Annotated in this window: 17 protein-coding genes; 4 read left to right on the top strand and 13 right to left on the bottom strand. The window is 72.2% G+C overall.

The window, feature by feature from the left end:
• The first annotated feature begins 150 nt into the window (after positions 1-150).
• Together ACRAKJ_RS10065 and ACRAKJ_RS10060 are read left to right on the top strand one after the other, a co-directional pair.
• A complete protein-coding gene (locus ACRAKJ_RS10065) occupies positions 151-1,704 on the top strand; it encodes a diguanylate cyclase domain-containing protein (RefSeq protein WP_438924169.1) in 1,554 nt (517 codons plus the stop codon).
• Entirely contained in the window at positions 1,701-2,147 is a 447-nt protein-coding gene (locus ACRAKJ_RS10060) for a cupin domain-containing protein (protein WP_438924168.1), read from the top strand. The genes ACRAKJ_RS10065 and ACRAKJ_RS10060 overlap by 4 nt, the downstream gene beginning before the upstream one ends.
• Positions 2,148-2,320: 173 nt before the next feature.
• Here ACRAKJ_RS10060 and ACRAKJ_RS10055 read toward each other — a convergent pair whose 3' ends face one another.
• From ACRAKJ_RS10055 to ACRAKJ_RS10025, 7 genes are all read right to left on the bottom strand, one after another.
• Positions 2,321-2,824 carry a DinB family protein gene (locus ACRAKJ_RS10055; protein WP_438924167.1) on the bottom strand — a complete coding sequence of 168 codons (504 nt, stop codon included), beginning with the start codon at positions 2,822-2,824 and terminating at the stop codon, positions 2,321-2,323.
• A 109-nt stretch (positions 2,825-2,933) separates the two neighbouring features.
• A complete protein-coding gene (locus tag ACRAKJ_RS10050; RefSeq protein WP_438924166.1) occupies positions 2,934-3,407 on the bottom strand; it encodes a tryptophan-rich sensory protein in 474 nt (157 codons plus the stop codon).
• A 44-nt stretch (positions 3,408-3,451) separates the two neighbouring features.
• Positions 3,452-3,703, bottom strand: coding sequence for a hypothetical protein (locus tag ACRAKJ_RS10045; protein ID WP_438924165.1), 252 nt, complete (start codon positions 3,701-3,703; stop codon positions 3,452-3,454).
• Positions 3,704-3,781: 78 nt separating this feature from the next.
• Positions 3,782-4,387, bottom strand: a complete 606-nt coding sequence (locus ACRAKJ_RS10040; RefSeq protein WP_438924164.1) for a uracil-DNA glycosylase — start codon at positions 4,385-4,387, stop codon at positions 3,782-3,784.
• A gap of 207 nt (positions 4,388-4,594) precedes the next feature.
• Positions 4,595-5,356, bottom strand: coding sequence for a hypothetical protein (locus ACRAKJ_RS10035; protein ID WP_438924163.1), 762 nt, complete (start codon positions 5,354-5,356; stop codon positions 4,595-4,597).
• Positions 5,349-5,852 (bottom strand): sigma-70 family RNA polymerase sigma factor, encoded by a 504-nt coding sequence (locus ACRAKJ_RS10030; RefSeq protein ID WP_438924178.1) that lies wholly within the window; start codon positions 5,850-5,852, stop codon positions 5,349-5,351. Before ACRAKJ_RS10030 ends, ACRAKJ_RS10035 begins: the two co-directional genes overlap by 8 nt.
• Positions 5,853-5,992: 140 nt before the next feature.
• Complete coding sequence (locus tag ACRAKJ_RS10025; RefSeq protein ID WP_438924162.1) at positions 5,993-6,748, bottom strand: DUF427 domain-containing protein; 756 nt, start codon at positions 6,746-6,748, stop codon at positions 5,993-5,995.
• 197 nt (positions 6,749-6,945) lie between these two features.
• Between ACRAKJ_RS10025 and ACRAKJ_RS10020 the strand changes: the two genes are divergently transcribed.
• The gene (locus tag ACRAKJ_RS10020) at positions 6,946-9,063 is read left to right on the top strand and encodes a discoidin domain-containing protein (protein ID WP_438924161.1); all 2,118 of its coding nucleotides are present in this window, start codon (positions 6,946-6,948) and stop codon (positions 9,061-9,063) included.
• 149 nt (positions 9,064-9,212) lie between these two features.
• On the opposite strand, the gene ACRAKJ_RS10015 is transcribed toward ACRAKJ_RS10020, so the two are convergent.
• Genes ACRAKJ_RS10015 through ACRAKJ_RS09990 form a run of 6 tightly spaced genes read right to left on the bottom strand, consistent with a single transcriptional unit; the run spans position 9,213 to position 16,467 of the window.
• Positions 9,213-10,613: a GH1 family beta-glucosidase gene (locus ACRAKJ_RS10015; protein WP_438924160.1), complete on the bottom strand. Its 1,401-nt coding sequence runs from the start codon at positions 10,611-10,613 to the stop codon at positions 9,213-9,215.
• 43 nt (positions 10,614-10,656) lie between these two features.
• The gene (locus ACRAKJ_RS10010; protein ID WP_438924159.1) at positions 10,657-11,664 is read right to left on the bottom strand and encodes an oligopeptide/dipeptide ABC transporter ATP-binding protein; all 1,008 of its coding nucleotides are present in this window, start codon (positions 11,662-11,664) and stop codon (positions 10,657-10,659) included.
• Positions 11,661-12,692, bottom strand: coding sequence for an ABC transporter permease subunit (locus ACRAKJ_RS10005; protein ID WP_438924158.1), 1,032 nt, complete (start codon positions 12,690-12,692; stop codon positions 11,661-11,663). The genes ACRAKJ_RS10010 and ACRAKJ_RS10005 overlap by 4 nt, the downstream gene beginning before the upstream one ends.
• Before the next feature lie 3 nt (positions 12,693-12,695).
• Entirely contained in the window at positions 12,696-13,676 is a 981-nt protein-coding gene (locus ACRAKJ_RS10000; RefSeq protein WP_438924157.1) for an ABC transporter permease subunit, read from the bottom strand.
• Positions 13,673-14,809 carry an oligopeptide/dipeptide ABC transporter ATP-binding protein gene (locus ACRAKJ_RS09995; RefSeq protein WP_438924156.1) on the bottom strand — a complete coding sequence of 379 codons (1,137 nt, stop codon included), beginning with the start codon at positions 14,807-14,809 and terminating at the stop codon, positions 13,673-13,675. Before ACRAKJ_RS09995 ends, ACRAKJ_RS10000 begins: the two co-directional genes overlap by 4 nt.
• Entirely contained in the window at positions 14,806-16,467 is a 1,662-nt protein-coding gene (locus ACRAKJ_RS09990; RefSeq protein ID WP_438924155.1) for an ABC transporter substrate-binding protein, read from the bottom strand. The genes ACRAKJ_RS09995 and ACRAKJ_RS09990 overlap by 4 nt, the downstream gene beginning before the upstream one ends.
• Before the next feature lie 187 nt (positions 16,468-16,654).
• Here ACRAKJ_RS09990 and ACRAKJ_RS09985 point away from each other — a divergent pair, with 187 nt between their 5' ends.
• The gene (locus ACRAKJ_RS09985) at positions 16,655-17,881 is read left to right on the top strand and encodes an ROK family protein (RefSeq protein ID WP_438924154.1); all 1,227 of its coding nucleotides are present in this window, start codon (positions 16,655-16,657) and stop codon (positions 17,879-17,881) included.
• Positions 17,882-18,092 lie beyond the last annotated feature (211 nt).

Genomic DNA, 18,092 nt, shown 5'->3' with positions numbered 1-18,092 from the left:
GTTCGAACCTTAGAGGGTCGGCCGCCGGAACGCGGTGGGACACGCGCAGGGTCACCACCGGCCACCCCCCGATCGACACAGCGTCACCACCCTCACTACAGTGGCTCGGTCCACCAGGTCGAGCGCGGTCGCGGCATCGAGGCGAAATCCATGACCCTGAGGCGGTTCGGCGTCGTCGCGACGGCCGTGTGCGCCCTGGTGCTCCTGATCGTCTTCCTGGTCGTGTCGGGCGTGCTCGACCGGCCCACCTCGGTGGCGGTCGACAAGTTCACCCAGCTCGTCTTCTCCGCCGCCGCGGCGGCGTCCTACTGGCGCGCGGCCCGGCGGCGGCACGGCGTGGCGCGGCGCTGGCGGCTGTGGATGGTCGCCTCGATGACGAGCCTGGCCGTCGGCCTGTGCGTGTGGATCTGGGGCCAGGTGGTCCTCGGGGTGTCCCTGCCCTCGACGACGCTGGCGCCCATCGGGTTCATGCTCGTGCCCGTGCTGGCGCTGTGCGCGGTCCTCGTGCTGGCGCACGGCGGGTCGGGCACGCTGCCCGGCCACCGGAGCAAGCTCGTGGTGCTGCTGGACGGGCTGATCGTGGTCGGCTCGCTGTTCGTGCTCACGTGGGTGTCGCTGCTGGAGTCGATGGTCCGCGCGTGGGCCACCTCCGGTCCCGGCTTCGCGACCGTCGTGACGCACCCGGCGCTGTACCTGGTGATGCTCGTGGTGCTGCTGGTGTCGTCGTGGACGCACCGGTCGGTGCGGCAGCTGCCGGTGCTGTTCATCGCGCTGGCGGGCCTGGCGCAGTCCGCGTCCGGGTGGGTGTTCGCCTACCTGGTGAGCCGGGGCGCGACGGCCATCCCGACGGCCGCCGACATCGGGTTCATGGTGTGCCCGGCGCTGTTCTTCCTCAGCTCGGTCGCGCCCGGCGGGACGGCCCGGGAGCGGACCGGCGCGGCGCGGCTGCGGGCGGGCGAGCTGCTGCACCTGCTCGTGCCGTACCTGCCGATGCTGGTCACCGGCCTGTTCATCGTGGTGGGCACGGCGACGGGCGTGCGGCTGAACCCGTTCGAGATCTACGTCGGCCTGGGCGTGGTGCTGCTGGTGATCGCCCGGCAGCTGCTGACGCTGATCGACAACGTGAAGCTGCTGGAGCAGCTGCGGGAGAGCCGGGAGCGGCTGCGGCACCAGGCGTACCACGACCCGTTGACCGGGGTGGCGAACCGGGCGCTGTTCCGGGAGCGGCTGGACGAGGCGCTGGCCGGGGCGTCGCCGGTGGTGGTGCTGTTCATCGACGTGGACGGGTTCAAGGACGTCAACGACAACTTCGGGCACGCGGAGGGCGACGCCGTGCTGCGGATCGTGGCGGCGCGGTTGCAGGGGTGCGTGCGGCAGCAGGACGTGGTGGCGCGACTGGGTGGTGACGAGTTCGGCGTGCTGGTCGACGGCTACCCGCAGGCGCCGGAGGAGATCGGGCAGCGGGTGCTGGACGCGCTGGCGGCGCCGCACGCCACGGCGTCCGGGTCGCACGTGGTGCGCGCGTCGGTGGGGGTGTCGCACCGCGGGGCGTTCGACCCGTCGTTGACCGCCGACGACCTGCTGGGCAGCGCGGACGCGGCGATGTACACGGCCAAGCGGCTGGGGAAGGGGATGGTCGTGGTGCACGGCTCGGTGGAGGCCGACCTGGGGAACGCCGGTCTCGGTTCGGAGCCCCGCGCGTGACCGCCGACGAGGTGGTCGAGCTGCTGGGCCTGTCCGAGCTGCCCGTGGAGGGCGGCTGGTTCGGCCAGTCGTGGCGCTCGGCGGAGGCGTCGGCCATCTACTACCTGCTGCGGGAGGGCGAGTTCTCCGGGCTGCACCGGTTGGCGCACCTGGAGGTCTACGCCCACCACGCGGGCGCGCCGCTGCGCATGCTCCTGCTGCACCCGGACGGCTCGGCGACCACGCCGGTGCTGGGCCCGGACCTGGCGGCCGGCCACCGCCCGCAGGTGGTCGTGCCCGCCGGCGTGTGGCAGGCGTCCGAGCCCCTGGGCCCCTACTCCCTGGTGGGCACCGTCGTCGTGCCGCCGTACACCGACGACGTCGTCACCTTCGGCGCCGCCGCCCCCCTGGCCGCCACCTACCCCGAGCACGCCACCACCATCCACCGCCTCTCCCGCCTCTAACCCGCGAGAGTCCAACGCTCAGACCCCGAGAGTCCAACGCTCGGGCCTCGAGAGTCCAACGCTCGGGACCCCTGAGTTCTTCATTCCGCATACCGACCGGTCGGCACGAACGAAGAACTCAGGGGTCCTGGAGGTTGGACTCTCGGGGCCTGGGGGTTGGACTCTCGCGGGGGTCAGCCCATGGTTTTCTGGCCGTCGATGGTTTCGCGGATGATGTCGGCGTGGCCCGCGTGCTGCGCGGTCTCGGCGATCAGGTGCGCCACGACCCGGCGGACCGACCAGGACTCGCCGGGCTCGAACCACGGGGCCACGGGCAGCGGGTGGGCGGTGTTCAGGTCCAGGTCGGCCAGGGTGCGAGCGGTCCTGGCGGCGGTCTCCTCGTAGTCGGCGAGCAGGCCGGCCAGGGTCTCGTGCTCCAGCATCCGGAAGCCGTTCTCCCAGTCGGGCGCGACGCTCTCCATCAGCTCCGCCCCGCCGACGGCGAACCGCAGCCAGCCCTCCTCCACCGTGCGGACGTGCTTGATCAAGCCGCCCAGCGACAACTGGCCGGCGGTCGGTGTGAGGCGGGCCTGCTCGTCGGTCAGGTCCCGCACCGTGAAGCGGAGGAAGCCGCGGGTCCTGGCCAGGACCGCCAGCAGGTCGGTCAGTTCCGTGGACGCGATCGCGGTGCTGCTCATGGGGTGGGTCCGCCTTCCGGTTCGGTGACAGGACCGACGTTAGGCGGCATCGCGGACAGTTCCGGTCCTCGATCGCGCAGGCGCTGGTTGCAGCCGCTGGTTGCAGGCGCTAGTTCAGGCCGATGATGGCGGCGTTGAGCGCGGTGGCGAAGGCGACCCACGCCAGGTAGGGCACGAGCAGCAGCGCGGCGGGCCGGTGCCGGCGGCCGAACGCGACGATCAGCGCGACGATCACGACCAGCAGGGCGATGATGTCGACCAGGGCCAGCGCGTACCGCTCGGCGGCGAAGAACAGCGGCGTCCACGCGGCGTTGAGCGCGAGCTGCACGGCGAACAGGCCCAGCTCCCACGTCGTGCCGTGCCGCTTCCAGAACAGCCAGCCGGACACCGCGATCATGACGTACAGCACCGTCCACACCGGACCGAACAGCCACGGCGGCGGCGCCCAGGCGGGCGTGTCCAACTGCTGGTACCGCTCCGCCGACGACACGGCGGCCAGTGAGCCGACCACGGCCGTCGCGGCGACGGCGACGGCGAACACGGCGAGTCCGGCCAGGGGGCGTCGGAGCGCGAGCTGTGCCATGCGTCCAGGCTAGGAAGGCCGGCCGGGTCCCGCACGACGGGACGTCACGCGGCGTCGAGCAGGGCGCGGCCGTCGGCGGTGAGCCCCGCGGTCCCGGCGCGGTCGGCGATGAGACCGGCGCGGGCGAGCCGGGGACCGACGAACTGGTCGCAGCAGCGCACGCCGTCGACGAACAGCGTGCCCGCCGTGTACGCGCAGCGGCCCTCGGCGACGGCGCGCAGCACGGCACGGTCCCGGTGGGTGAGGTCGGTGTGGTCCACGGCGATCTTCTTCCACTCGTTCGGGTTCTTCCTCAACCCGTTCGACGAAGGAGACTGCCGGGATTCGTCGTCACACGCGGAAAAGCGGGGTGTACCGATTCCGACTTCGTGGACTCATCCGTTCGCCGCGGCGGCGGCCTGCCGCAGGGCGTCCACGAGCTGGGGCCACTTGCCCGCCCGGTCGCGGTTGATGGTCAGCGGCGACGGGTGCGGCGCGTTGAACACCTTCAGCTTGTGGCCGCGGCCGGACAGCGTCCACCCGGTGCCCGCCGGACGGCCCAGCACCACCACCGCCTTGAGGTCCGTCAGCAGCCGCAGCAGGTCCACCAGGTACGGCACGGCGCCGCGCAGCTCGGTGGGGGTCGGCGAACGGCCGTTCAGGTGCCACGGCACCACGTTCCAGGCCAGGCACACCTTCCGCGACAGGCCGGCCTCGGTCAGCGCGGCGAAGCCGTTGGCGGCGATCGGGTCGTCGTTGTCCAGCGAGTTGATCCCGGAGCGGACGGCGCCGGGGTCGGGTGACTCCAGGAGGAGCAGCACCTTGCTGTTCACCCCGCCGCTGGCCGGGTCGAACAGGGGGACGTCGACCTTGCGCTCGGTGGCGATGCGCTGGGCGAACTCGGTCAGCTTCGCCATGTGGGGCGCCTTGACCAGGGCCATCTTGCGCGCGAGGACCACCGGGTTGCGGTGCGCCCGCGGGGTGGAGGGGAAGACGTCCATGGTCGACAAGCGTTCCCGGAGGACCGACCCCCGACCATCCGCCGTCCGGGCGGCACGCGGGGGCACCCCGTAGCGCGGTGTCGCGGCCGGGCACGCCGGGGCGGGCTGCGGAGGGGGAGGCAGGGCGGAGGGGAGGTGGGGCGGAGGGGAGGTGGGGAGGTGGGGCGAGGAGGGGGGCGGGGTGCGGCACGTGCACGCGCGTCCCCCTCACAGCGCGCGGGCCAGTTCGACCAGGTGGTCCGGCGTCGGCAGCCGGCCGGAGACGGCGTAGGTGACCCCGGCCGCCGTGGTCCAGGTGAGCCGGGGCGCGGTGCACCGGAGCCGCGTCGTCGTGGCGGCCACCCCGGACAGCTGGTAGTCGACGAAGGTGTCCTCGCCCGTGTACTCGGCGGTGGCCCCGTCGAGCGGGACGGGGGTCGGGGCGGCGCCGCCGAGCACCGTGGAGAGGTAGACCCCCTTCGGGTAGCGCTCCAGGGTCACGGTCCCGGGGGCGACCCGGTAGACGGCGACCGTGATGCCGCGCCCCTCCGCGGTCGGCGCGAAGGCCACCGACAGCGGCCGCCCCCACGGTCCGCCGGTCGGCGGTCGCCACCCGGAGCGGCGCTCGACCCCGTCCACCGTGGCCGGTGACAGCCCACCCCAGCCCGCGCACGACGGCACGGCGGGACCGGGTCCGCCCATCCCGTGCGTGCTCGTGCCCTCCGGGCGCACGAGCCCGGGGACCACGCGCACGCCGAGGACCAGCACCACCAGCACCACCAGCGCGGCGGCGGCGAGGGTGAGCGCGTTGTCGGGGAGCCCGGCGCGCCGCACGGGCGGCGGGGCGGGCGGGGGGGACGGCGGCGCGGGCCGCCGGTCGCCCAGGGCGGCGAGGATCGCGGTGACGGCCGCGTCGTCCGGTTCGCCGCCCAGCGCGCGCCCCAGCTCGCGGAGCTCGTCCTCCAGGTCGTGCCGCTTCGCGTCAGGCACGCTCCCCCACCTCCTCCACGCGCTCCAGCAGCACGCGCAGCCGTTCGAGCGCGCGCGACCCCCTCGACTTCACCGTGCCCCTCGGCCACCCGAGGACCTGCGCCGTCTCCTCCTCGCTCAGGTCGAGCAGGTAGCGGCACCCGAGCACCTGGCGGTCCCGCTCGGCCAGCCGGTGCAGCGCCGCCCACAGCACCCGCTTGCGCTCGTCGGCCACCACGAGGGCGTCCGGCTGGTGGGGCGGCGGGCCGGGTTCGCCGTGGCCGCGGGCGACGACCCGCCCCACCAGCTCCCGCCGGCGCGCGTGCGACCGGTGCAGGTTGCGCACCAGGTTCGCCACGATCCGCAGCAGCCACGGCCGGAACGGCGAGCCGGGCCGGAACGAGCCGAGCGCGGCGTGGGCGCGGACGAAGGCGTCCTGCACCACGTCGTCCGCCTCGTGCCCCGCGCCCATGACCAGCGCGACCCGGTGCGCCGCGGCGTGGTGCGCGCGCACCAGGTGCCCGTACGCCTCGACGTCACCGGCCCGCGCCCGGGCCAGCAGGTACCCCTCGTCCGTGACGGCCCCCTCAGGTCGTCGAACCGGCTGACGCCCCTTCTACACCGCTCGCGCGCCGGGGGTTCCGCGCGCGGCGGTCCTCAGCCGAAATGGGTTCTCGGGCGCTCCTGGAGCACCCCGTCCACGTAGGTGTCGACCTTCTCGTCGTAGAACGCCACGAGCCCCGCGACGCGGGCGCTCTCCGGCAACGGTGTCGGGTAGCCCCACGCCAGGTCCTCGTGCACCTCGTCCCCGACGACGACGGACCAGTACTCGGCGGTGCCCTTGTACGGGCAGCCGGTGCGCAGGTCGCTCGGCCGCAGCAGGTCCTGGCGGACGTCGGTGAGCGGCAGGTAGTGGCGCGGCGGCAGGCCGGTCTCGTACAGGATCACCGGTCGCCGGCTGTCCGCGACCTCCACGCCGCCCACCTCGACCCGGACGTGGCGGCTGCTGGGCAGCGCGTCCACCCGGGTGTACGGGTCGCGCGGGTGGACGTGGACCGGCTCGTCCTCCTCGAACCAGCGGAAGGCGTCCCAGTCGAGGCGCACCAGGTCGCGCAGGGCCTCCAGGGGCGAGTCGGGGAACGTCAGGGCCGCGGCGGGGGCCACGAGGTGGGGCGACGCCCGCACGTCGTGCGCGTGGCCGTCGCCGCGGCTCGGGGACCGGGTCGTCGAGCCGGTGGGCACGAGGGTCGCCCGCACGTCGTCCGCCGGCAGGTAGTAGGTCGGGTAGTACGGCTTCTCCCACACCAGGGTCGGGCGGGTGGTGTCGGCCACGAGCTCGCCCGCCAGGTAGGCCCGGACGCGCTTGCGCCCCGGCTCCACGCGCACCCGCCCGCGTTCCGCAGCAGCAGTCATGGGACCGAAGCTACGCCGCCGGCACACGTGGGCAGGAGGATGGGAGAGCGCTCTCCGAAACCAGGGTGCCCGTTGCTCCACCGGGGTGTCAACAGGCGGTGCGTTGACAGGTCCGCAATCGGTTCGCAACACTTCGAGGTGGGTTGAGAGAGCGCTCTCCCGCATGTCGACCCACTCGAACACCGGCAGGAGACGCCATGTACCGCCTCCGATCCGCCGGCGCGGCGACCGCGCTGCTCCTGGGACTCGCACTCGTCCCGGGCACCGCGACCGCCGCGCCCGTCCTGCTCTCGCAGGGCAAACCCGCCACGGCCTCCTCGACCGAAGGCGCGGGGACACCCGCGTCGGCGGCCGTGGACGGCAACGCGGGGACCCGCTGGGCCAGCGCCTGGAGCGACCCCCAGTGGCTGCGCGTCGACCTCGGCGCCACCTCGGCCCTGAGCCGGGTCGAGCTGGACTGGGAGGGCGCGTACGCGACCGGCTTCCAGGTCCAGGTGTCGAACGACGGCGACGCCTGGACGCCGGTGCACACCACCACCGGCGGCACGGGCGGCCGGCAGGGCTTCGACGTCACCGGCACCGGCCGGTACGTCCGCGTGCACGGCACGCAGCGCGCCAACGGCTACGGCTACTCCCTGTGGGAGTTCCGCGTCTACGGCACGCAGGGCACCACTCCCCCGCCCGGCACGGGCGTGCACGTCACCGGCTCCCAGGGGAACTGGCAGCTCACCGTGGACGGGCAGCCGTGGACGGTGAAGGGCCTGACCTGGGGCCCGCCGCCGGCCGACGCGGCGCGCCACATGCCCGAGCTGAGGTCGATGGGCACCAACACCCTGCGCACCTGGGGCACGGACGGCTCCACCCGCCCGCTCCTCGACGCGGCGGCGGCCAACGGGATGCGCGTCATCAACGGCTTCTGGCTCCAGCCCGGCGGCGGCCCCGGCTCCGGCGGGTGCGTCGACTACCTCACGGACGCCACCTACAAGAACGACGTGCTCAACACGATCAGGCAGTGGGTGACGGCCTACGAGGACCACCCCGGCGTGCTCATGTGGAACATCGGCAACGAGTCGATCCTGGGCCTCCAGAACTGCTACTCGGGCACCGAGCTGGAGGACCAGCGCGTCGCCTACGCGAAGTACCTCAACGAGGCGGCGCTGGCCGTCAAGGCGATCGACCCCGGCCACCCGGTGACCAACACCGACGCGTGGACCGGCGCGTGGGCCTACCTCAAGGCGCACACGCCCGCGCTCGACCTGTACTCGGTGAACTCCTACGGCAACGTGTGCGAGGTGCGCGCCGACTGGGTCGCGGGCGGCTACACCAAGCCGTACATCCTCACCGAGGCCGGCCCCGCCGGCGAGTGGGAGGTGCCGGACGACGTCAACGGCGTGCCGGCCGAGCCCACGGACGTGCAGAAGCGCGACGGCTACGCGCAGGCGTGGAACTGCGTCGTCGGGCACCGGGGCGTGTCCTTCGGCGGCACGCTGTTCCACTACGGCACCGAGCACGACTTCGGCGCGGTGTGGTTCAACCTGACCCCGGCGGGCAAGAAGCGGCTGTCGTTCTACGCGGTGCAGCGGGCGTTCGGCGGGGCGACCCCGACCAACACCCCGCCGGTGATCTCCGCGATGAACCTGCCCACCGCGGTCGCGGCCGGCGCGCCGCTGGCGATCGACGTGGCGGCGGGCGACCCGGACGGCGACGCCATCACCTGGTCCGCGGCGTTCAACTCGAAGTACGTCGACGGCAGCGGCGGTCTCGCCGACGCCCCCGTGCGGGTCGACGGCAACCGGCTCACGGTGACCGCGCCCGACCGGCTCGGCGTGTGGAAGGTGTACGTGCTGGCCGAGGACGGCCGCGGCAACATCGGCATCGAGGCGAAGTCGGTCCGGGTCGTCGCGCCCCGGCCGGCGGGCACCAACGCGGCCCTGAACAGGCCGGTGACGGCCTCGTCGCACCAGCAGGTGGGTGACGGCGCCCCCTTCCCGCCGTCGAACGCCGTGGACGGCGACGCGGGCTCCCGCTGGGCCACCGACTGGGCCGACCCGCAGTGGCTGCGCGTCGACCTGGGCGCGGTGACCTCCTTCCAGCACGTCCAGCTGGTGTGGGAGGGTGCGTTCGGCCGCGCCTACGAGCTCCAGGTGTCGGACGACGGGAACACCTGGCGGAGCGTGCACGGCACGACCACCGGTAACGGCGGGGTCGACTCGATCGACGTCAACGCCAGTGGCCGGTACGTGCGGCTGCACGCCACCCGGCGCGGGACCGGGTGGGGCTGCTCGCTGTACGAGTTCGGCGTCTACCGGCGTTGACCGGCGGGCGCTGACCGACCAGACGGGCGATGGCCGGGGGGAGTGGGTCCCCCCGGCCATCGGCCATGTGCGCGTCCGGAGTGGGTTGCGCGCACGGAGGAGGGGCGTCCCGCGTCACGACCGCGGGGCGCCCCTCGCTCACCGCGGGATCAGCTCCCCTTGACCCGGCGGATGGTGTCCCGGTACCAGAGGGCGCTGCTCTTGGGCGTGCGGACCTGCGTGTCGTAGTCGACGTGCACCAGGCCGAACCGCTTCTCGTAGCCGTAGGACCACTCGAAGTTGTCCATCAGCGACCACGCGAAGTAGCCGCGCACGTCGGCACCCAGCTCGCGGGCCTTGGCCACGGCCGCGATGTGCGACTCCAGGTAGGCGGTGCGGTCGTCGTCCTGGACGTACCCGGTCTCGTCGGGTGCGTCGTCGAACGCCGCGCCGTTCTCCGTGATGACCATCGGCACGCCCGGGTAGTCCTGGGCGATCTGCACCAGGAGGTTGGTGAAGCCCTCCGGGACGATCTCCCAGTCCATCGCGGTGACCGGCGCGCCGAAGCGGACCTCGCGGCCCACCGGCAGGCCGTTCTCGTCCTCGGTGTCGCCGTTCTCGTCGGTGCCGGAGTGCTTCGCGCTGGAGTAGTAGTTCACGCCCAGCACGTCGATCGGCTGCCGGATGACGTCCAGGTCGCCGTCCTGCACCGGGACGGTGACGCCGCGCGCCGCCAGGTCCTCCACCACGTCCGCCGGGTACTGCCCCTTGACCAGCGGGTCGAGGTAGATGCGGCGGGACAGGCCGTCCGCGCGCCGGGCCGCGGCGCGGTCCAGTTCGCTGTCGGTCTCCGGGGACGCGTGGCTCATGTTCAGCGTGATGCCGAACTCGGTCGGCTTCGTGGCCGCCTCGCGCATCCGCTGGGTGGCCAGGCCGTGGCCGAGCAGCAGGTGGTGCACGGCGTGGATGGCCGCGCCGAAGTCCTGCCTGCCGGGGGCCTGGCGGCCCTCGTAGTAGCCGAGCATCGCCGTGCACCACGGCTCGTTGAGCGTGGTCCAGGTGCGCACGCGGTCCTGGAGGGCGTCGAACACCAGCATGGAGTAGTCGGCGAACCGGTAGGCGGTGTCGCGGTGCGGCCAGCCGCCCGCGTCCTCCAGCTCCTGCGGCAGGTCCCAGTGGTAGAGCGTCACCCAGGGGTCGACGCCCTTGCCGAGCAGCTCGTCGACGAGCCGGTCGTAGAAGGCCATGCCCTTGGGGTTGACCGGGCCCGTGCCGCCCGGCTGCACCCGCGGCCACGCCACCGAGAACCGGTAGGTGTCCACGCCGAGGGAACCGATGAGCGCGACGTCCTCCGGCATCCGGTGGTAGTGGTCGCAGGCGACGTCGCCGTTCTCGAAGTCGGGCACCATGCCGGGGACCCGGCAGTAGGTGTCCCAGATCGACGGCGTGCGGCCGTCCTCGTCGTGCGCCCCCTCGATCTGGTAAGCGGAAGTCGCCACGCCCCAGCGGAACGAGGCGGGCAGGGTGTCGATCGCGGGGTCGAGCCCTGCGGTCGGCGCCTTGGTGTCCATGGATCTCCTCAGGAGGTCGGAACCAGGTTGTCGTGAACCTGGTTCAGAACCCGTTGTCGTGAACGGGGTGCAGCCAGCAGGCCACGGTGCGGTCGGGCCCCACGTGGTCCTGCGGGACGCCGAGCACCGGTACCTCCACACCGCAGCGCTCCATTGCGTGCGGACAACGTGGGTGGAACGCGCAGCCGGGCGGCATGCCGCGCAGGTCCGGCGGTGAGCCGGGGATCCCGGAGAGCTCGCGCTTCGGCCCGCGCAGGGCCGGGAACGAGTTCAGCAGCCCGTGGCTGTACGGGTGCTTGGGGTTGCGGTACAGCTCGGCGGAGGTCGCCTCCTCGACGATCCGCCCGCCGTACATGATCGCGATCCGGTCGGAGAACTCGACCAGCAGGGACAGGTCGTGCGTGATGAACACGACGGAGAACCCCAGCCGCTCGCGCAGCTCGACCAGCTGGCGCAGGATCTGCCGCTGCACCACCACGTCCAGCGCGGTGGTCGGCTCGTCCATGATGACGACCCTCGGCTCCAGCGCGAGCGCCATGCCGATCATGACGCGCTGGCGCATGCCGCCGGAGAGCTGGTGCGGGTAGCTGTCCAGCCGGTCGGCGGCGATGCCGACGAGGCCCAGCAGCTCGCGGGCGCGGGCCAGCCGCGACGCGGGCGTGCTGCGCGGGTCGTGCGCCTTGATCACGTCGGTGAGCTGGGTGGAGACGCGGTGCACCGGGTTGAGCGAGTTCATCGCGCCCTGGAAGACGATCGCGGTCTCCGCCCAGCGGAACGCGCGCAGCTCGTCGTGGGACATGCGCAGCACGTCCACGGGCTCCCCGCCGTCGCGGTGGTACAGCACCTGGCCGCCGGTGATGACGCCCGGCGGCGGGAGCAGCCTGGTCAGGCCGTAGGCGAGGGTGGACTTGCCGCTGCCGCTCTCCCCCGCCAGGCCGAGGACCTCGCCGCGGTGCAGGGTGAGGTCGACGTCCCGGACGGCGCGCACGCCCTCGTCGCCCAGGCCGTAGTCCACGTTGAGGCCGCGGACCTCCAGCACTGCGTCGCTCACGACTCCGCCTTCCCGTTGGCCCCTGCCCCGGCCACTGCCTTCGGCGGGGTCTTGCGCTCGACCGGGGCGGACGCCAGCACCGGCGTGAAGCCGACGCGCATCCGCACGGTGTGCCCGTCGGCGGTCTTGACGTCGGTCTTGCCGCCGCCGCGCAGGCGCGGGCTGACGAACTCGTCGATGCCGAAGTTGACCAGCGACAGCGCGGTGCCCAGCAGCGCGATGGCCAGGCCCGCGGGCACGAACCACCACCACGCGCCCTGCCCGAGCGCCTGTTGGCTCTGCGCCCAGTACAGGACGGTGCCCCAGTTCCAGCCGCTGCCCGCGCCGACGCCGATGAACGCCAGCGTGATCTCCAGCGTCACGGCGAAGATGACCGTGCCGACGAAGCCGGAGGCGATGACCGCGGTGAGGTTGGGCATGATCTCGAACAGGATGATCCGCCACGTCGACTCGCCGGTGGCCCGGGCGGCCTCGACGTAGTCGCGCCCGCGCAGCGACAGGGTCTGCGCGCGCAGCACCCGCGCGCCCCAGGCCCACGACGTGAAGCCGATGAGCAGCGCGATGGTGAGCGTGCTGGTCTCCGGCAGCGTGGACGTGATGATGATCATCAGGGGCAGCGCCGGGAGCACCAGGAACACGTTGGACAGCGCGGACAGCACCTCGCTGCCGGCGCCGCCGAGGTAGCCGGAGGTGACGCCCACGAGGATCGACAGGACCGTCGCGACGATGCCCGCGACGAACCCGACCACGATGACGCTCTGCGTGCCCACGACGACCTGGCTGAAGATGTCCTGGCCGAGGTGGGTGGTGCCGAACCAGTGGGCCGCCGACGGCGGCTGGAGCAGGTCGTTGCTGCGCGCCGACGGCTCGTACGGCGCGATCCACGGCCCGACCAGCGCGAGCAGGGCGAAGAAGCCCAGGAGGACCAGGCCGACGGTGGCCTTGGGGTTGGCCACGAACCGCAGCCTGCGGCGCTTCACCGGCGCCGCGGCCGGGGTCGACGCCGCTGTGGTGGGGACGACGGTCACCGGTCAGCCCTCCCGTCGGGTGCGCGGGTCGAGCGCGAGGTAGGCCACGTCGGCGAGGAAGTTCGCCAGCAGCACGGACAGGGTGATGATGAGGAAGATGCCCTGCATGAGCGGGTAGTCCTTCGCGCCGACCGCCTGGAACAGCTGGAGGCCGAGGCCCGGGTAGGAGAACACGATCTCCACGAGCAGCGTGCCGCCGACGATGAAGCCCAGCGACAGCGCGAACCCGGAGACGTTGGGCAGCAGCGCGTTGCGCGCCGCGTAGGACACCATCACGCGGCGGTCGGCCAGGCCCTTGGCGTGCGCGACGGTCACGTAGTCCTCGGACGCCACCGTGACCATCATGTTGCGCATGGACAGGACCCAGCCCGCCATGGACGAGAGCAGGATGGTGAACGCGGGCAGGATGCCGTGCCGGATGACGCTGCCGATGAACTGCGGGTCCGGGTTGGGCACCAGGCCGTTGTCGTAGGCGCCGGAGGCCGGGAAGAAGCTGTCCGGGCCGGTGAGCAGCGCGATGGCGATGAGGCCCAGCCAGAAGTACGGGATGGACGACACGAACGTGGTCACCGGGATCAGCGCGTCGGCCCACGAGCCGCGCCGCCAGCCGATGCCCGTGCCCAGCGCCGTGCCGATGACGAACCCGAGCACGGTGGTGATGCCGACCAGGCCCAGCGTCCACGGCAGGCCGTCGCCGATGACCTCGGAGACCGGCGACGGGAAGTAGGTGAACGACAGGCCGAGGTCCCCGGTCAGCAGCTGGCCGAGGTAGGTGAAGTACTGCTCGACGAGGCTCTCGTCCTTGTCCAGCCCGAACAGCACGTACAGCGACTGCACGGCCTCGCTGGTCATCTGGCCGCGCGAGCGGGTGATCAGCGCCTGCACCGGGTCGCCGGGGATGGCGCGCGGGATGAAGAAGTTGATGGTGATCGCGGCCCACGCGGTGAACACGTAGAACGCGATCCGCTTGAGGAGGTAGGTCACGGGGCCCCCTCCTCGTCGCCGTGGCGCACCCCGACGACGTGCAGCTTGGTCCGCTGCTCGGCGGAGAGGCCGTCGCCGTAGAGCCAGCACGCGGCGAAGTGCGTCCCTTCGCCGGCCTCGCCGTCGCCGTCGCCGAGGGCGAAGCGCGGGGGCACCTCGTCCCGGCAGACCTTCATGGCGTGCGGGCAGCGCGGGTTGAACCGGCAGCCCGTCGGCGGGTTGATCAGCGACGGGGGCTCGCCGGTGCCGCCGTCCTTCTCCACCGCGGCGGGCCGGTCCGGGTCCGGGGCGGAGTCGATGAGCAGCTGCGTGTACGGGTGCGCGGGGCGCTGGGTGACGGTCTCGCTGTCGCCGCCCTCGACCACGCGCCCGGCGTACATCACGAACGTCTCGTCGGCGAAGTAGCGGGCCGAGGCGATGTCGTGCGTGATGTAGAGGATCGCGAGGTGCAGGCGCTCCTTGAGGTCGCGCAGGAGGTTCAGCACGCCGAGCCGGATGGAGACGTCCAGCATGGACACCGGTTCGTCGGCCAGCAGCACCTCGGGGTCGGCGCCGAGGGCGCGCGCGATGGCGACGCGCTGGCGCTGGCCGCCGGACAGCTCGTGCGGGAACTTGTCGATGTACCGCTCGGGCGGGGTGAGCTGCACGCGCGCGAGGAGGTCGGTCAGCGCCTGCTCCTGCTCGGCGGCGCTCGTGCCCGCGTTGCCGTGGATCTTCAGCGCCCGGGTCAGGTGGTAGCGCACGGTGTGCACGGGGTTCAGCGAGGCGAACGGGTCCTGGAAGATCATCTGGACGCGCTTGCTGTACGCCCGGAAGCGCTTGCCGCCCTTGGCGTCGACCGGCTCGCCGTGCAGCCGGACCACGCCGGCGGTCTGGGGGTAGAGCTGCGCCAGGAGGCGGGCCACCGTCGACTTGCCCGAACCGGACTCGCCGACCAGCGCGGTGACCCGGCCGCGGTGCAGCCTGAGCGTGACGTCCTCGACCGCGCGCACGGAGCGCACCGCCCTGGACAGCAGCTCGCGCCCGCGCTTGCGGACCGGGAAGTGCTTGGTCAGGCCATCGGCCTCCAGGACCACCCCGGAAGACGGGGGTGGGGTGGTCCCGGAGGCCGACGGGGAAGTGCTCGTCGTCATGCGGCCGGCTTCAGGTGCAGGACGACGTCGAGCGCGTTCTCCAGCGTGGGCTGGGCGGGCGCGTACGGGTTGGCCTCGTCCGGCCAGCCGATCCAGTTCTTGGTGCTGTACTGGCCGCCCGCGTTGGCCGCGGAGGTGATGGCGACCGGCATGTCGCGGACGTGGATCTGCTGGAGCTTGTTCATCGCCGCGGTGCGCTGGGCGTCGTCGGGCGCGTTGGCGTAGTCGTTGAGCGCCGCGGTGGCCTCGGGGTTCTCGTAACGGCCGTAGTTGCCGTTGATGCCGCCCTCGCCGATCGGCTTGTAGAGCGCGCCGTTCATGATGTTCTCGTAGATGTCGTACGGCGTCGGACCGTTGTTGGTCCAGTGCAGCGCGGCCTGGAAGTCACCGGTGTCGAGCGCCTTGGTCCACGCGTCGGCGTTCGGCAGGTCGACGGTCGCCTCGATGCCGATCTGGGAGACGTCGTCCTTGATGATCTCCAGGTTCGTCACGTAGTCCGACCAGCCCGAGGGCACGGTCATCTTCAGCGTGACGGGCTGGCCCGACGGGTCCTTCAGCTTGTCGCCCTCGAAGGTGAAGCCGGCCTCGGTCAGCTCCTTCTTCGCGGCCTCGACGTCGACCTTGACGGTCTTGTCCTTGAACTCGGGCGCGATGTACGAGGCGCCGGCGGGCAGCGGGATGCCCGTGATGTGGTCGACCTTCGGGTAGAAGTACCCGGCCTCGCCCTGGGTGAAGATGTCGTCGCGGTTGATCACCAGGTTGACCGCGCGGCGCAGGGCCGGGTTGTCCCACGGCTTGACCTTGGTGTTGAACCACAGGCCGTGGATGCCCAGCACCGGCGGGAACCAGAGCTTGTAGTGCTCGGGGTCCTTGGAGGTGTAGACGGCCTCGTAGTTCGGGATGAACACGAAGCTCCACTCGGCCGCGCCGGTCGCGAGGGCGGTGGTCTGCGCGTTGTTGTCGCTGTAGGAGGTGTAGCGGACCTCCTTGACCTTCGGCAGCTCCTGCCAGTACGAGTCGCGCACGGCGAGCGTGACGGTCTGCGGCGTGAACGACTTCAGCGTGTAGGGGCCGCTGCCGACGGGGGTCTTGACCGTCTCGGTGGTGGGGCTGGAGATCGTCGACCAGATGTGCTTGGGCACGATCAGCTGTTCGAGGATCTTCTTCTGGTTGACGAACTGCGACCTCGGGAAGACCACGTCGACCTTGTTGCCGGAGGTCGAGACCTGGTCGTAGGGGACCGAGTCGATGTTCAGGCCGGGGTTGGCCTTGAGCAGCTCGAAGGTGAACGCCACGTCCTCGGCGGTCAGCGGCTTGCCGTCCGACCAGGTCACGCCGTCGCGGATGGTCAGGCTCAGCTTGCTGTAGTTCTCGGTCCACGCCCACTCGGTCGCCAGCCACGGCTTGGGCTTCTCGGTGGGGTTGACCTCGTTGACCATCGCGAGCGGCTCGAAGAGGAGCCGGCGGTAGCCGAGCGAGCTGGCCGCGGACGAGTTGAGGAACGGGTTGTTGTTCTCGGTCTGCGGACCGTTCGGCATGCCGACGTTCAGCACGCCTTCGGTGTTGCTGCTGTTCGTGCCGGGGTTCGTGGCCGAACAGGCGGCCGAGAACAGCAGGGCTGCCGCGACGGCGAGGGCGGACGTTCGCCTGAGTCGCATGGGTTCTCCTTGTCGGGGCGGGGAAGGGCGAGCGCTCGGGTTGGTGCGGACCGCGGTGCCATCGCGGCTGGGACGCTGCGTGCGTCCTCGTGTCGTTGCAGACTCAACCCCGGTGAGCCAAGTCACGTCAATAACGAACAGGTTACAAACTTAGTCTAATTTTAAGTCGCAAACTAAGGTCCGCCAGGTGGCCCCGAAGCGCACCACCGTCCGCGACCTGCGTCGGCAGAACCGTTCGACGTTGCTGTCGACGCTCTTCTTCGACGGGCCTTTGAGCAGGTACGAGCTGTCCGGGCTCTCCGGGCTGTCCGCCGCGACGGTGTCCAACGTGACCGCCGAGCTGGTCGAGGACGGCCTCGTCGTCGACGCCGGCTCGGTCGACTCCGACGGCGGCCGGCCGCGCGTGTTGTTGCGCGTTAACCCCGCGTTCGGGCACGTCGTCGGGGTGGACGTCGGCGAGACCGGGGTCAAGGTCGAGCTGTTCGACATGGCCCTGCGGCAGCTCGCCGCCGCCGACCACGCGCTGTCCGTGGCCTCCCCCACCGCGGTCGCCTCGCTCATCGCGTCCTCGGTCCGGGACGTGGTCGCGGCGGCGGGCGTCCCGGCGTCGACCGTGCTCGGCGTCGGGATCGGCGTTCCCGGCACGGTCGAGCAGGGCGCGACGGCCGTGGTGCACGCGCCGACGATCGGCTGGGACGGCGTGCGGCTGGAGGAGCTGATCCGGGCGGCGGGCGGCGAGTGGCCGCTGTACGTGGAGAACGGGGCGAAGACCCAGGGCCAGGCCGAGATGTGGTTCGGCGCGGGGCGGGGCGCGCGGCACGTCGTGATAGCCCTCATCGGCTCCGGCGTCGGCGCGGCCGTCGTGGCGGACGGCGACGTGTACCGGGGTGCCACCAGCTCGGCGGGCGAGTGGGGGCACACCACGATCGTGTACGGCGGCCGGCCGTGCCGGTGCGGGGCGCTCGGCTGCCTGGAGGCGTACGTCGGGGCGGAGGGCATCCTCGACCGGTACCGCAAGGCGCGCGGCCGTGCCCTGCCCGGCGACGACGAGCAGTCCTCGGTGGCGGCGCTGATCGCGGCGGCGCCGCACTCCAGGACGGCGGCGCGCGTGCTGGAGGAGACCGCCGGCTACCTCGGCGCGGGGATCGCCAACCTGGTGAACCTGTTCAACCCGGAGCGCATCGTGCTGGGCGGCTGGGCCGGCCTGGCGCTGGGCGCGCACCAGCTGGACGCGATCGTGGCGGCGACCCGCGCGCACGCGTTGCGCCACCCGTACGACCAGACCACCCTCACCGTCGGCCACTTCGGTCCCGACGCGGTGGCCGTGGGCGCCGCCACCCTCCCCGTCGCCGCCCTCCTCGAAGGCGCCGCCGACCCCCGCAAACCCTCCCCCCGAACCGCCGACATCGCCTAACCCGCGAGAGTCCAACGCTCAGACCCCGAGAGTCCAACGCTCAGGTCCCGAGAGTCCAACCTCCAGGACCCCTGAGTTCCTCGTTCGTGCCGACCGGTCGGTATGCGGAATGAAGAACTCAGGGGTCCCGAGCGTTGGACTCTCGAGGCCCGGACGTTGGACTCTCGGGGCTTGAGCGTTGGACTCTCGCGGTTGACAGGGAGGGGTGGGG

Source organism: Saccharothrix sp. DSM 118769 (assembly GCF_052936295.1).
The sequence above is the reverse complement of the archived record's forward strand: the minus strand, read 5'-3'. Positions and strand labels throughout refer to the sequence as shown.